The organism is Alteromonas gilva (assembly GCF_028595265.1).
GTDB classification, from domain to species: domain Bacteria; phylum Pseudomonadota; class Gammaproteobacteria; order Enterobacterales; family Alteromonadaceae; genus Alteromonas; species Alteromonas gilva.
This window is the reverse complement of the sequence record NZ_JAQQXP010000001.1, coordinates 298,671-313,767: the sequence shown is the minus strand read 5'-3', so window position 1 is coordinate 313,767 and position 15,097 is coordinate 298,671. Positions and strand designations below refer to the sequence as shown.

14 protein-coding genes are annotated in these 15,097 nt (G+C 48.3%); 10 read left to right on the top strand and 4 right to left on the bottom strand.

Annotated elements, in window-relative coordinates:
- Window positions 1-53: 53 nt before the first annotated feature.
- Genes OIK42_RS01515 through OIK42_RS01505 form a run of 3 tightly spaced genes read right to left on the bottom strand, consistent with a single transcriptional unit; the run spans window position 54 to window position 2,822 of the window.
- The gene (locus OIK42_RS01515) at window positions 54-1,349 is read right to left on the bottom strand and encodes a TRAP transporter large permease (RefSeq protein WP_273637789.1); all 1,296 of its coding nucleotides are present in this window, start codon (window positions 1,347-1,349) and stop codon (window positions 54-56) included.
- On the bottom strand, window positions 1,349-1,837 hold the full coding sequence (locus OIK42_RS01510) for a TRAP transporter small permease (RefSeq protein ID WP_273637788.1): 489 nt from the start codon (window positions 1,835-1,837) through the stop codon (window positions 1,349-1,351). The genes OIK42_RS01515 and OIK42_RS01510 overlap by 1 nt, the downstream gene beginning before the upstream one ends.
- Window position 1,838: 1 nt before the next feature.
- Window positions 1,839-2,822, bottom strand: coding sequence for a TRAP transporter substrate-binding protein (locus OIK42_RS01505; RefSeq protein ID WP_273641367.1), 984 nt, complete (start codon window positions 2,820-2,822; stop codon window positions 1,839-1,841).
- 233 nt (window positions 2,823-3,055) lie between these two features.
- On the opposite strand from OIK42_RS01505, the gene OIK42_RS01500 reads away from it, so the two are divergent.
- A complete protein-coding gene (locus OIK42_RS01500) occupies window positions 3,056-4,045 on the top strand; it encodes a DUF4861 family protein (protein ID WP_273637787.1) in 990 nt (329 codons plus the stop codon).
- Window positions 4,046-4,053: 8 nt separating this feature from the next.
- On the opposite strand, the gene OIK42_RS01495 is transcribed toward OIK42_RS01500, so the two are convergent.
- Window positions 4,054-4,554, bottom strand: coding sequence for an FxsA family protein (locus tag OIK42_RS01495; RefSeq protein WP_374211832.1), 501 nt, complete (start codon window positions 4,552-4,554; stop codon window positions 4,054-4,056).
- A 258-nt stretch (window positions 4,555-4,812) separates the two neighbouring features.
- On the opposite strand from OIK42_RS01495, the gene cutA reads away from it, so the two are divergent.
- The 9 genes from cutA (at window position 4,813) to OIK42_RS01450 (ending at window position 15,090) form a co-directional block, all read left to right on the top strand.
- Window positions 4,813-5,136, top strand: a complete 324-nt coding sequence (cutA, locus tag OIK42_RS01490) for a divalent-cation tolerance protein CutA (protein WP_273637786.1) — start codon at window positions 4,813-4,815, stop codon at window positions 5,134-5,136.
- Window positions 5,137-5,242: 106 nt separating this feature from the next.
- Window positions 5,243-7,084, top strand: a complete 1,842-nt coding sequence (locus OIK42_RS01485; RefSeq protein ID WP_374211856.1) for a protein-disulfide reductase DsbD — start codon at window positions 5,243-5,245, stop codon at window positions 7,082-7,084.
- A 220-nt stretch (window positions 7,085-7,304) separates the two neighbouring features.
- Complete coding sequence (locus OIK42_RS20370; protein WP_309568745.1) at window positions 7,305-8,462, top strand: methyl-accepting chemotaxis protein; 1,158 nt, start codon at window positions 7,305-7,307, stop codon at window positions 8,460-8,462.
- A gap of 14 nt (window positions 8,463-8,476) precedes the next feature.
- Complete coding sequence (locus OIK42_RS01475) at window positions 8,477-8,755, top strand: STAS domain-containing protein (RefSeq protein ID WP_273637785.1); 279 nt, start codon at window positions 8,477-8,479, stop codon at window positions 8,753-8,755.
- Window positions 8,756-8,769: 14 nt separating this feature from the next.
- On the top strand, window positions 8,770-10,449 hold the full coding sequence (locus OIK42_RS01470; RefSeq protein ID WP_273637784.1) for a PP2C family protein-serine/threonine phosphatase: 1,680 nt from the start codon (window positions 8,770-8,772) through the stop codon (window positions 10,447-10,449).
- Window positions 10,450-10,454: 5 nt separating this feature from the next.
- Window positions 10,455-10,820, top strand: coding sequence for a response regulator (locus OIK42_RS01465; protein WP_273637783.1), 366 nt, complete (start codon window positions 10,455-10,457; stop codon window positions 10,818-10,820).
- A gap of 6 nt (window positions 10,821-10,826) precedes the next feature.
- Entirely contained in the window at window positions 10,827-12,767 is a 1,941-nt protein-coding gene (locus OIK42_RS01460; protein WP_273637782.1) for a chemotaxis protein CheA, read from the top strand.
- Window positions 12,767-13,285, top strand: a complete 519-nt coding sequence (locus OIK42_RS01455) for a chemotaxis protein CheW (protein ID WP_273637781.1) — start codon at window positions 12,767-12,769, stop codon at window positions 13,283-13,285. Before OIK42_RS01460 ends, OIK42_RS01455 begins: the two co-directional genes overlap by 1 nt.
- Window positions 13,282-15,090 carry a methyl-accepting chemotaxis protein gene (locus OIK42_RS01450; protein WP_273637780.1) on the top strand — a complete coding sequence of 603 codons (1,809 nt, stop codon included), beginning with the start codon at window positions 13,282-13,284 and terminating at the stop codon, window positions 15,088-15,090. Before OIK42_RS01455 ends, OIK42_RS01450 begins: the two co-directional genes overlap by 4 nt.
- The last annotated feature ends 7 nt before the right edge of the window (window positions 15,091-15,097 follow it).

The following is a 15,097-nucleotide window of genomic DNA, read 5'->3' as shown; positions in this document are numbered from 1 at the left end:
AGCGCATCGAGGCTGACAGTATATTTAGCCCGATATGCCGGGCTACTTACGGTTTACAGTCCAAATAAGGCCGGCAGCGCTTCGCTGAACCAGGCAACGTATGTTACCAGCATTAATACGCCAAACATCGCAATATACAGCGGCAGTAACGGCCTAATAATATTTTCCAGTCGTGTTTTGGCAATAGCACAGGTAATAAACAACACCGCACCCACTGGCGGCGAACATAATCCAATCGATAAATTTAATACAATCATGATACCAAACTGCAGTGGCGACATGCCCAGCTCCGCTGCCACCGGTAAAAAGATCGGCGTAAAAATTAGCACCGCAGGCGTCATGTCTAAGAAGGCGCCAACAACAATCAACAGCAGGTTGATCAGTAACAAAATGACAATAGGGTTATCACTTATATCGAGCAGAAACTCACTGATATTTTGCGGAATATTGGCAAAAGACAACATCCACGACATTGCCGTAGAGGCCGCAATCAACAGCATTACAATGGCCGTGGTTTCTGCCGACTTAAGCAATATTTCGGGCAATTGCGCAGGTTTAACTTCACGATAGAACCCCACGGCCAGTATCAGAGAATAGACCACTGCAATCGCACCGGCTTCCGTGGCCGTAAAAATGCCGCCTACAATGCCGCCAATGACCAGAAAAATTAAAAATAAGCTTGGAATAGCCGCTGCCACCTGCTTTGCCACAACGCGCAGTGGTAATCTGGCTGTGGTGGCGTACGCATTACGCTTGGCATGAAAAAAACACACTATCATCAGCGCCAGACCAACCATAATGCCCGGCACATAGCCGGCCATAAACAGGGCCGCAATGGATACACCACCACTGGCAATGGCATACACGATGAGAATATTGCTCGGTGGGATCAGCATACCGGTGGTGGAGGCCGCAGCCGTCACAGCCGCGCTGAAGTTTTCGTCATAGCCCTGCTTTTTCATTTCGGGCAACATGAAACTGCCTATGGCCGATGTGGTGGCAACTGCCGAACCCGAGATGGCACCAAACAGCATACAGGACACTACGTTCACCAGCGCCAGGCCGCCCGGTAAAGAACCAATTAACGCCAGCGCACAATTGATGAGACGCTTGGCAATGCCGCCCCGCCCCATGATCATGCCCGATAACACAAAAAACGGAATAGCCAGCAGAGCAAAACTATCAAGCCCTCCGGCCATACGCTGCGCAATGGTTGTCACCGCAGGTGTAAAATCGATGTTGATAAGCATGGCCACCAGCGTTGCGATGCCTATGCTAAAAGAAATAGGAACGTTTAATATCAGTAATACAAAAAAGGTTACAACCAGCGTAATTGCAGTAATATCCATTACAGTTCGCTCCCGTCTTCGGCCAGCCACAGATTATAAATATTGATCAGGGCGTAGCCGATAATCAGCATGCCCGACAGGGGCAGCACGGTGTACACATAGCCCATCTTAATCCCCAGTGACGCCGAAATTTGCTCTAGTTCCAGGGTCAGTGATACCAGCTGACTCCCACCAAAGGTTAAGGTTGCGGCGCAAAATACAATGACCAGCACTTCAACCAAACTTAAAATCCATTTGCGACGTGCTTTGGGCTGTTTTTCCACAATCAGATTAAACCCTAAGTGGACTTTTTGACGGTAAGCAAAAGCAGCGCCCAGCAATCCAATCCATACCAACAGAAAACGTGACAATTCCTCGGTAACAGAGGCCGGATCCTGCAAAATAAACCGCGACACAACCTGCCATACGACAGTCAGTAAAATAAGCGTCATGGCAAGCATTAACCCGCCCGCCACTGCATTATCAATAAGCTTAATAAGTTTGCGCATACTACATGGCCTTAATTTGAGAAATGAGATCACCAACTTCAGTACCACGTAAACTATCGTGGAACGGCTTAACGGCCTCAACAAACGGGCCTTTGTCCGGATAAATGACTTCAACGCCATCAGCAATCACTTTTGCCAGCGACTCTTCTGTGGACGCTTGCCAGGCCTTACGCTGAAAAATCACCGAGTCGGCCATGGCCTGGGCTACCCATTCCTGTTGCTGTGGGGTAAAGCTTTGCCATTCTCGCAGTGACATCAACATGACATCGGGCACTGAGGTATGTTCATCGAGTGAATAATAACGCGCGATTTCATAATGGCGTGACAAGTAATAGCTAGGGGGATTATTTTCGGCGCCATCAACAACGCCCTGCTGAAGCGCGGTATACAGCTCTCCCCAGGACACCGGGGTAGCGGCTGCACCCAATTCGCGAACCGTTTTTACGGCGGTGGGGCTGTTAAGCACACGGATCTTCATGCCAGCCAGATCGGCAGGCGAACGTACCGGTCTGTTATTGGTGTAAAAACTGCGGCTACCCGCATCGTAATACGCTAAACCTTTAAGACGAAATTCCTCGACACCGGTTAACAGCCCTTTACCCACATCGCTGTTCAGTACTTTCCAGAAATGCTCATTATCGCGAAAAATATAAGGAATACTGAAAATTTTCATTGCTGGTACAAAGCCCTCAAGCGGGCTGGCAGACACCTTGGTCATCGACAAAGAGCCGATTTGCAGCAATTCAATCATCTCACGTTCAGTGCCAAGCTGACTGCTTGGATATATTTGCACATCCATGCTGCCATTAGAGAGTGTATGCAAACGCTCACCAAAGAAAACCATCGCCTTGTGCACCGAGTGCTGGGTATCAAGCGTATGACCAAGGCGAAGAACCTTTTTTGTCTCGTCTGTCGCGCTACCGCAGCTGGCCAACATCAACGTGGCAAGTGCCGCAGCGGTTAGCTTTATTACCTTTTGTAACATCAAGTGAAACTCCTAAAGACGTATACCGGCAGAACATCAATCCCGCTAATTTTACGCTTCGTTTTAAACCATTATTGCACCGGTACTGGCTTACTTCCGTAAAATGTTAATGAAATAATTCTACACATAAACCATGTTAACAATATTTAAAATAATTGCCACCGGTGGCAATTGTCAATATGATTATTAACAAATTCGACGAAACTTACCATACTACAGCCACGGAGAATATCATGAAACGTCACTTCACAATGCCGTTAATCGTTGCGTCAGCAATGCTTTCAGCTTGCACAGACAGCCCCGAAATGGCCACGGACAACACATTACAAAGCAGTAAAAAAAATAGTACCCATGCCGAATTGTCGGTTCGACAAGGCGGTGAATGGCAAGGTAAAGAATATGTCGCTGATGGCTTTGAGTTTGAGTCTGTGGAGTCATTTACCTCCCCGGAACAACTCACCGATCACTCCTATTACCTGCGCTATGAAGGTCCGGGCTGGGAAAATGAACAAGTTGGTTATCGCTTGTATCTCGACTGGCGAAACGGTATTGATGTATTTGTAAAAAGTACCACCGATATCATCCTGCCGCAGGTTGGTCAGGACGGTTACGACAGCTACCACGAACTCAGTGAGTGGGGCGGTGATGCTCTCAAAGTCGGCAAATCAGTGGGCTTAGGCGCATTAGGCCGCTGGGTTGATGATGGGGTGGAACACTTTAAAAATGTCGGTGCCACACATTGGAAACTGTTACAAAATGGTCCCGAAAAAAGCCAGTTTTCGGTGCAATATGATAACTGGAATGTGGCTGACATAAACGCCGACGTCGAAACCATTTACACTATCGAAAGCGGCGATCCCAGCACTATGGTGAATGTGACGACGTCGCAGCCGTTAACCAATCTGGTGACCGGCTTAGTGCGTCATGACAATGTTGCCTATATCGAAAAAGAAAGCGAGCACTGGATTATGATTGCCACCTACGGCAAGCAAAACCTGCTCGGCGATGATTTAGATTTGGGCATGGCGTTGTTCGTGCGCAAAGACGATGTTGCCGGGCAGTTCGAAGGCCCCCACGACTATCTCTTCCAGTTCAAACCTGCCACCGACTACGAGTACGGCTTTTTTGCCAGCTGGCCGGGGCATCCTGCACAGCCTCAAAACCAACAGGAATTTGAGGCCTTTATGGAACAGAAACTAAGTGCGCTTGATGCGTCGCAGTAGTAGCGAGTCTATTTGAGACGTGGGGAGTCGTCGTTAGCTGATTTATCGACGTACTCCCCTTCAATTGTTTCACCGTCAGCATCCTGTCCGGATGTGCGCGTATCACCCGTGTAATGCTGATATGTGCGCTGTTGCGCTCCACCGACGGTATGCACGGTTAAATGTTTGGCTGCCCTGGCAGCAATAAATTTACGCGAAAAGGGCAGTGCAAACGTAAAGCCGACAATATCGGTGATAAACCCGGGGGTGACCAGCAATACACCGGCAATCATCAGCAATAAACCTTCCAGCATTTCATTACCGGGCACCTGATTTTGGGCCATTTTAGCTTGCGCAGCCTGCAGCGTTGACAAGCCTTCCTGGCGCACCAAATAAGCCCCGACAAACGCAGTAATTACAATCAATCCGATGGTATTCCAACCGCCAATCAGATCGCCCACCTGCAGCAACAGCGAAATCTCGGCAATTGGCATGATAATAAAAAGTAGTAATAAAAATCGCAAAGTCATAGTCCTGTTGCTGTAATGAGTCTTCCTGTATGGAAATGGGGAACAATTATAGGATAGCAAGTCATCGATAACCGGTTTTATTCCGTATTGCTACCATAACCAAATACACCAGAGCAGTGAAGACCGTGTTTTTTGCTGCTCAATGCAGGTGGCGGCCAATAATGTCCTTGTGGTAGACACCTGAAGCCGGGTAAAGTGCCGTCGCCTGGGGTAAACTGAATAGTTTTTAAGATAAGTCCGGTCTGGTGGAGACTAACCATGAGTAATGTATGTATTGTATTTTGCACTACGGACACCCGTGACAATGCTGAAACCATTGCCGACGCCCTTATCGCCGCTCGCGCGGCTGCCTGTGTACAAATTGTGCCGGGTATTACCGCCGTGTACCGGTGGCAGGATCAGGTAGTAAAGGATGAGGAGTTTCAACTTGTTATTAAAACCACGCAGCAGCACGTTGATGCCGCTAAACGTGTGGTTGACGCGCTGCATAATTACGATGTGCCGCAATGGGTTGTGGTCGACGCACAGCATGTCAGCGCTGCGTATGGCAACTGGGTTAATCAAGAATTAAATGTTGAATAAAAGAGGAAGTATCTCGGTGAAACAGTTCCGGCTTGTAATAGTATTGATGGCATTTTTAGCCGTGTTATTTAATGGCGTTGCCAGCGCACAAATAAACGATGGCGACATGCAGGATCTGTTTGGTAGTGAACCTTCCTTCCTGCCGGTAGAAGAAGCCTTTGCCTTCGATTTTGAGCAAAAAGCCGATGAACTCATTGTGCATTTTGACATCGCCGATGGGTATTACTTATATAAAAAGCAGTTTAAAACCACCACCAAAAACGCCACCCTGGGTGAGCCGGCTTTTCCTGCTGCGGAAGAAATCGAAGACGAGTTCTTTGGTATCTCGGATGTATTTTACAATAAACTGTCTTTCACTATTCCTATAGAACAGTCACAGCAGGACGGCGTGGTAAAACTGCGCTATCAGGGCTGTGCCAGCGCGGGCCTGTGCTACCCGCCAACGATTAAGGTCATATACCTGAATGCCGTGAATCAACCGGCAGCGCCGGCGGCTGAACAAGACGCGACGGCGGTTGACCAAAACGCCGCGGTCGCAGACAGCGTTGCACAACAGGCCGCCGTTGAATCATCGTCAGTAGTGAGCGAACAATATGATCTGGCGGATTTGTTGGCATCGCAGGAAAGCCTCGCGCTCACCTTGTTGCTGTTTTTAGCGCTGGGGGTTGGTCTTGCCTTTACCCCCTGTGTATTCCCCATGTATCCCATCGTATCTGGCATAGTGATTGGTCAGGGCAAAGACATTAAACTGTCGCGCGCGTTTATTTTGGCCTTTGTTTATGTGCAGGGTATGGCCATCATGTACTCGCTCCTCGGCCTGGTGGTTGCCTCGGCCGGTGTCCAGTTTCAGGCCGCCTTGCAACACCCTGTCATTCTGATCACCTTTATCATTATATTTGTGTTGTTAGCTGCCGCTATGTTTGGCCTTTACGAGATTCAGTTGCCGAGCAAATGGCAGGAAAAACTCAGTGGCGTGAGCAACTCACAGCAGCGTGGTAGCCTGGTCGGCGTCTTTGTTATGGGTATATTGTCGGGATTAATTGCCTCGCCCTGCACCACAGCACCGTTAACCGGTATATTGCTCTTTGTGGCACAAAGCGGCGACACCACGCTGGGATTCTTAGCGCTCTACGCACTCAGTGTAGGTATGGGTATTCCGCTGATTATCTTTGCCATGACCGGGGGCAAGTTGCTACCCAAAGCAGGTAACTGGATGAACATTGTGAAAACCACGTTTGGTTTCATGTTACTGGCGGTAGCCATCGTGTTTGTTGAGCGTATGTGGAATTCACAATACAGTGTCTTGCTATGGTCAGTTCTGGGGCTTGCTGCTTTCAGTTACTTCCAGGTGGCTAATCAGCCAACCGCCGCGACCTTCGCAAAAGGGGTCAGAACACTGGTTATTTTTGTTGGCCTGTTTGTCAGTGCCATGTTGGCCTACAACACCTTTTTCAATACCGCTGAGGTAACTCAATACGGTGTTAACACCGGAGTAAATAGCGCCCAACGAGGAGATGGAAATGACACCAGCGCATCTGACCAAGCTGCCAACGGCTCTGCAGCCAAACAGCCTGCCCACCCGGAATTTGTGCTGGTAAAAAACCTGGCTGATTTTGAACAAAAACTGGCGGCTGCCAACGCGGCGGGTAAATCGGTAATGGTTGATCTCTATGCAGACTGGTGTGTCGCCTGTAAAGAATTCGAAAAGTACACCTTTGTTGACCCACGGGTCATCAGTGCCCTGGATAATACGGTGTGGATGCAAATCGATTTAACTGACAATACGCCCACTAACGTGGCGTTTCAGGATGCCTTTGACATTTTCGGATTACCAACGATTTTACTCTTTGATGCGCAGGGCAATGAACTGACAAAAGCCAGAATAACCGGTTTTATGAAAGCCGAACCCTTTGCGAAACATGTTAAGAACGCTCTGAATAAGGATTGACCGGTACCAGGGCCTGCGGCAACAGTGCACAGCAATGACCAACAGGCCCTCAATAAATATTCTTAAAAGAACACACACTCACCATTTACAGTTATCTATAGATAAGAAATCACGTAAAAAGAACAGGTTGTCGAAATTTTTTTGCAAATTTAAGACTTCCCTGCACTAACGAATTTATGTACTACAATTCATAGCGTATTCACTGTGAATTAGGAATGACATGAATAAATACGTTGTTGTAGGGATTGCAACCCTGATTGCAATGGCTGTAGCGTGGTTTCTTTCGGGTGTGCTGGCCGTTATTTTGTTGGCTGGCGCCATTCTCGGTTATGATTATTATGTAGGTAATACTGCATCCGCCGAACAGGCACAACCCGCTAACAGCAAAAATACTGATGCGCCCACGGCCAGTATTGACCAGCATGATACGGATGCGCTCAATAGCATTTCAGCAACCAGCACAGAAATTCTCGGTGAATGTGAGACCAGTCTGGCTAACATTATTTCAACTCATAACGACGCGGTTGATACACTCAGCCAAAATTTTCTAGGCTTACGCAGCCTGGTAGATCAGCAAAGTGAAACCATTCACCAACTCATCACTGTCGACGCTGGCTCAGAGGAACTTTACAGCGATCGTATGCGCGCCTTCGCCGAAAGAACCGGTATTTCACTCGACCGCTTTATTCAAAGCACGGTAGATATGTCAGCCGGCATTATGGAAATTCTTGAACAGATTACTGCCATTAACGACACCGTTCCTTCGGTAATTAAGGCCCTCAAAGATATCGATGGTATTGCCGCACAAACTAACTTACTGGCACTGAATGCGGCCATCGAAGCCGCCAGAGCGGGCGAGCATGGTCGTGGTTTTGCCGTGGTCGCCGACGAAGTCAGAAGCCTGTCGAGCCGCTCGGCGCAATTCAGTGAATCAATACAAACCCAGATTAACGGAATTAATCAAAAAATCTCTTCGCTGAGCGAACGTATAGGCGAGTTAGCCGCTTACGACGTGAGTTATGTTATCGAAGCGAAAAAAGATATTAACCACGCTCTGCAGGGCATTATTGTTAAAGCAGAGCAGGATCAAAAAGTAACCTCTGGCTTACAAAATTTATCAGGGGAATTGGACACGGCGTTAAACAACGCGACGCGTGGATTGCAGTTTGGCGATATCAATCGTCAGTATATGGAGTACACCATCAGCGTTGTTTCATTGTTAAAAATGCATCTCACAGACCTTCAGGATCCGTCGCAACAACGCGACATTATCAACAATCCTGAAGCGTTCCAGCAAAAAATACAGTCACAGTGGGCGGACCTTCATAACCCGGTATCTTCTTCTTCGGTTGATGCTGGTGATATAGAACTGTTTTAAAGGATAAAAAATACATGAGTACGACCATAGCAATTCCCGAGCGATTTGACTTTAGCTTTCACAAGTCATTCACAGAACAATATAACAAGATTCTTGACCAACAGACAAAGGGCTTGATTACTCTGGACTTTTCACGGGTACTCTACCTCGATAGTGCCGCCCTGGGCATGATCGTACTGTTACAAAAACGGGCCAAAGCCAATGGCTGTAATGTTGAAGTCGCGAATGCTAAAGGTACCGCTCTGGAAGTATTGCAAATAGCTAACTTCGACAAAATGCTCACTATTCGGTAGGAACCAGTACCGGCATGAATACACCAAGCCGCTTCAGCCATAAAGACGCCGTACTCGTTGTCGATGACGACCCCATCTTTTGCGAAATGCTGGTCGCTGATTTAACCCTTCAGGGGCTTAACGTTTTTAGTGTATCTAGCCTGGCCGATGCCAGAGAAATTGTCCGCCGCTATCGTTTTGATATTGTACTGATTGATAATCACCTGCCCGACGGCTCCGGCACTTCACTGTTAGGCCAATTGAAGCTGCTGGACCCAACGCCTTATGTGATTATGGTTTCTATCGATGACCAAATGACCAGTATTTCAGCAGGTTTTAGCTCTGGTATCCACGATTACATGGTTAAACCCGTCAGCATGGAATTGTTGCTGGAAAAAATTCGCAATCTGCTGTCGTTTAAGCAGGCAAACGTTGAACTGGCTAACAAAAACCATTTATTACAACAACTGTTAGACGAAAAAGCCCAGGAAGAAAACCTCGCTCAGCACGTTTACAGGAATATCGCCAGTGCGGAGTCTGATTTACCCGGCTTCGTGGCTTTAGAGTCCCGGCCAATGACCAGTTTCAGTGGCGATACGCTTTTTGCAGGTTACAACCCAACCGGCAAAATCCAGCTCATTCTGGCAGATGCCATGGGACACGGTTTAGCCGCGGCTATTTGTATTATTCCCATTGTCACAACCGCCCGTGCAATGACCAACAAAGGCAAGGGCATTGAAGAAATTTTTCACGAAATTAATCGCAAGCTGTATTCAGAAATACCCGATGATCGCTTTGTCGCACTGGCCGGCATCGAAATTTGCCCATACACCTCAACGATAAGCTTCATTAATGCCGGGCTACCGCCCATTATTTGCGGTTTACAAAACGGTGAATTACGCGAACTCAAGTCCCGTGCAATGCCGCTGGGCATTCTCGAACCGGTCAGTTTCAGTATCAAAGTAGAGCAACTTGCCATCGCAGAGGTTACTCAAATTGCCCTGTATACGGATGGATTAATAGAGCAAACCAACCCTGCCGGGGACGCATTATCGTTAGCCAAACTCATCAGCGAAAGCAAGCGAATACTGGCTGATAAAGGCAATCTCATTGCTCTGATGGGCTATTGCACCCACTATGCTGAGGGTAAATCCGAAGAAGATGACATCACGCTCTGTGTCATTGACGGCGAAAAACTACGCGCGCAGCTACAGGGTCAACAACAATCAGCGACCGTCGATTTTGGTGAAATTGACTACCGTTTTTGCGTCCGGGGCAACGTTTTAAAAGGCCTGGATGTACTCAATCAGGCAATGCACATCATGCAATACGCCGGGCTCCCTAAAGACTTATGCCAAAAAGCGTTTACGGCCATGGCTGAACTGGTTAACAACGCCCTCGATCATGGCATTCTCCGTTTAGACTCTAAACTTAAAAATGACGTAGAGGGATTTGCTAATTATTTGAGTATACGGGAAGAACGTCTGGAAAATCTTAATAAAAATGATGAACTCATCATAGAACTTTATACAAATTCGACTACCTTTATAAAAGTATCAGTCGAAGACTCTGGTACAGGATTCTCTCTTACCAATCCTTCAGCCGATAAACAGGGGCTTAGTGGACGTGGTCTCGGGCTACTGGATGCAATATGTAAGACCGTAGAAAGAAATACCGCAGGTAATCGAACGACTGTTTATATCGAAAGGAATTAGATGTTATGGGCAAAAAAATATTAATCGTTGATGACTCTATGTCGATTCGACAGATGGTCGAAGTAACGCTAAAAGGGGCCGGCTATCAGGTAGATGTAGCGGAAGACGGTCAGGTAGCGTTAGACAAGTGTCAGACCACACGCTATGACTTTGTGTTAACCGACCAAAACATGCCGCGTATGGATGGTATTACCTTAATTAAAGCCCTCAGAGGCATGACCAGCTTTCGCACCGTGCCCATTGTAGTGCTCACCACAGAAGCCGGCGATGCATTAAAAAGCCAGGGCAAAGCAGCCGGCGCAACCGGATGGATGGTAAAACCTTTTGACCCATCCAAGCTATTAGCCATAGCCAAACAGTTACTGGGGTAAACGCACATGTCTGTAGATATGAACCAGTTTCACGCCGTCTTTTTTGAAGAAAGCCAGGAGCATCTTCAAACGATGGAGGAACTACTACTCAATATTTCTACAGATTCGCCGGATGCGGAGGAGCTCAATAGTATTTTTCGTGCCGCACATTCTATTAAGGGTGGCAGCGGTATTTTCGGCTTCGATGCCTTAACCGGTCTTACCCATGTCATGGAAACTATCCTCGACAAAGCCCGTAATCACGAACTTGCGCTGACCACTGACATCGTTGATATCATGCTCGCAACCACTGATACGCTGGGTGATATTCTTCAGGCCTATCAGAACGAAGCAGAGATTAACTGGTCACAAATCGACGAAGGCAAAGCCGCGCTGGAAGCCATATTAGCTGACCCAGCCGCTAAACAAGACTCTATTTCCGCGAGAGACGCTAACGAGACAGATGACGATGGCTTCGGCTTCTTTGACGACGCGCCGGGGCAACCTGTTGAGGCAAGTGCTTCGGGGGATCCGGCGGATGACGATGATGGCTTTGGCTTTTTCGATGATGCCCCAGGCCAGCCTGAATTAACCCCTCAGGCCCAGCAGGGACATGACGAACATAACGACGGTTTCGGCTTTTTCAGCGAGCCGAAACCGGCCGAGCCGCTCGACGACAAAGAAGCCTATGGTTTTTTTGCCGACGAAGCGCCGGCGGCGACGCCAGCCACAACGACCACTGCGAAAAAGCCATCCGCGCCACAACCTGCAGCAAAGCCAGGCAAAACTGACGCCGGCTCTATCCGCGTTGATACCAGCAAAATCGATACCGTGGTTAATTTAGTGGGGGAGATGGTTATTACCCAGTCGATATTATCGATGGTGGGTGAGGAGGTTGAGGGCGACACAGGCGAAAAGCTCAGCAGCGCAATCGATGAGTTGTCGCGGAATATTCGTGAGATTCAGGAAGCTGTTATGTCGATGCGCATGATCCCGGTCTCCTTTGTGTTTAATCGTTTTCCACGCCTGGTAAGAGATCTGGCCAAGACCCTCGATAAAAAAATTGATTTGGTTATTGAAGGGGGCAGCACTGAAGTCGACAAAAGCATGATTGAAAAGCTGGCAGATCCGCTCACTCATCTGGTTCGCAACAGCCTGGATCATGGTATTGAGCCGTTAGAAAAACGCCTCGCCGCGGGCAAACCAGAAACCGGTACAGTAGTCCTCAGAGCCGAGCAACGCGGTGGCAACATCCTGATAAGTATTGAAGATGATGGTGGCGGCCTGAATCGCGAAAAAATACTCGAAAAAGCCATCAGCAATGGCATGGACATCGACCCTAAAATGCCCGATGAAGCGGTGTGGGCACTGATTTTTGCGCCGGGGTTTTCTACCGCCGATGCCGTTACGGATGTGTCCGGCCGTGGCGTTGGTATGGACGTGGTGCGCAAAAATATCGAGTCGATTCAAGGCTCCATCGATATCGTTTCAAACGCCGGGCAGGGCTCGACGTTTACCATAAAGTTACCACTTACGCTGGCTATCATTGATGGTATGTGTGTATCAGCGGGAGAAGAAACTTACATTATCCCGCTGCTGAATATTATTGAATCTCTGCAACCCGGTGAGGAGCAAATAAAAACCCTCGCTAAAGACACCATGCTGTGGAGTCGTGACCAGTACTGGCCACTGATATCACTGTGCGATCAGATGCACACCAGCGGTACCAAAAAACCCATTACCGATTCCATTATCGTGCTTGTTGAAATTGGCAAGAAACGCTACGGCATTATTGTTGACCAACTGCTGGGCAAGCAACAAGTAGTCATTAAAAGTCTGGAACGCCACTACAAAAAAGTGGCCGGTATTTCGGGCGCAACCATTATGGGTGACGGCAAAGTCGCCATGATTATTGATGTTGATAATCTGGTCAAAAATGAACAAATAAATCAAGTGGGGTTAACCTGATGAAAACTGTGTCATCGCAGAATGCTGCGCTGGCGGTCACTGCTGGGGCGAGCAAGGAATACCTGACATTTATGTTAGGTGAGGAACAATACGGATTAGCGATTATTCAGGTAAAAGAGATCCGGGGTTATGAACCGGTCACCAAAATCGCCAACGCACCAGACTTTATTAAAGGCGTGATTAACTTACGAGGTGACATAGTGCCTATCGTCGACCTGCGAGTGAAGTTTAACGTCAGTGAAGCCACTTACAACGAATTTACCATTGTCATTATGCTCAACGTACAGGATCGAATTGTGGGCATTGTTGTGGACAGTGTATCCGACGTAATTAACGTTACTGAGGACGAGATCCACTCACCACCGGAATTTGGCGTCGCGTTTGATAGCCGCTATCTGGATGGCCTGGCCAGCGTTGATGACGGTCTTGTCATTCTGGTCAATATCGAACGTCTGATTACCAGTGAGGAAATCGGCATTTTTGACAGCATGAATCAGCAAAACGAGGGCTCAGTATGAACTTGCGTAATTTATTTGGCGGCCAGACAGAAACAGAACCAAAACAAAAGCAGCCGGCTTTTTATGAAGTTGCACTTAATGCTATTTCATCGGGCGTAATGGTAGCCGATAAAAACCGGAACATCATTTACGCTAACGATGCGGTGTATAAACTGCTTAAAAGTTACGAGGACGAGATCCGCACGGTACTACCGCACTTTTCTGCCGAAAACCTGGTAGGCCAGAACATTGATCAGTTTCACAAAAATCCGGCTCATCAGGCAAAAATGCTGGCCGAGCTTACCCGGCCAATGTCTTCATCCATTATTGTCGGCGATGTAAACTTCAATTTGCAGCTTATGCCGTTACTGGACGAAAACGGTCGCCCCGACGGTGCCATGGTTGAGTGGGTTGATAAAACCGAATACAACATGACCGCCAACATGCTGGCCGCGCTGGACCGCAGTCAGGGCGTTATAGAGTTCCGGCCGGATGGCGAAATCGTTAAAGCCAATGAAAATTTCTTAAGTTTAATGGGCTATACCGCAGCCGAGATCGCTGGCAAACATCACCGCATATTTGTTGATCCCGACTACGCCAGATCATCCGAATATCGCGACTTTTGGACCAAGTTACAGCGCGGCGAGCATGCCAGCGGCGAGTTTCTTCGCTTTAACAGCCGCGGCGAAAAGGTGTGGATTCAGGCCTCATACAACCCGGTAACCACCAGCAACGGCACTGTGACGCGCGTGGTCAAATATGCAACCGACATCACCAACCGTAAGCTCGCGATTAACGATATATGCGAGATCATGCTGTTACTGTCGAAAGGTGACTTAACGTCAAGCCTGGATCGCGAGTATGAAGGCGAGTTTATTACGCTGGCCGAATCAGTGAACGATTTTGTGTCAAACCTGACCGGCATTATTAACGAAATCCGTTCCGGCTCAGAGACCATTAACAACGCGTCGTCGGAAATTGCCAAAGGCAATGCCGATCTGTCCAGCCGCACAGAGCAACAAGCATCCAGCCTGGAAGAAACCGCTTCCAGCATGGAAGAGATTACCAGTACCGTACAGCTCAATGCCGACAACGCCAAACAAGCCAATGGCCTGGCCTCTGAAGCCTCCAAGGTTGCCATCGATGGTGGCCGGTTAATTGAGCAGGTGGTGGGCACAATGGCTGAAATTAACGATTCGGCGAAGAAAATCGAAGACATTATTGGCGTGATTGATGGTATTGCTTTTCAAACCAACATTCTTGCGCTTAATGCCGCCGTTGAAGCAGCCCGGGCTGGCGAACAAGGCCGCGGTTTTGCCGTTGTCGCATCTGAGGTTCGCACCCTGGCACAACGTTCAGCCAATGCCGCCAAAGACATTAAAGGGCTTATTTCCGACTCTGTGAGCAAAGTGGAAAGCGGTAACCAACTGGTCACCAAGTCCGGCGATACCATGCAAGAAATCGTTACTGCTATTCAACGCGTTAATGACATTATGTCTGAAATTGCCTCTGCCTCAGCGGAGCAGGCGTCAGGTATTGATGAAGTGAATAAAGCCATATCACAAATGGACGAAATGACCCAGCAAAACGCCGCTCTGGTAGAAGAGGCTGCGGCAGCGGCCGAGAGTATGAGTTCGCAGGCGTCACAGCTCATTTCACGGGTTAACTTTTTTGAGTTAGGTATAGAACACGAGGCGGCCTCCTCAAAACCCGCCGCACCGGCGCTTCGGGCAAGTAAGTCAAAGCCAGCACCGAAAAATGTGTCGGCCCGCACCAAGCAGATAAGCCCGGCAAAACCTGATGATGACGAGTGGGAGAGCTTTTAAACAAAAG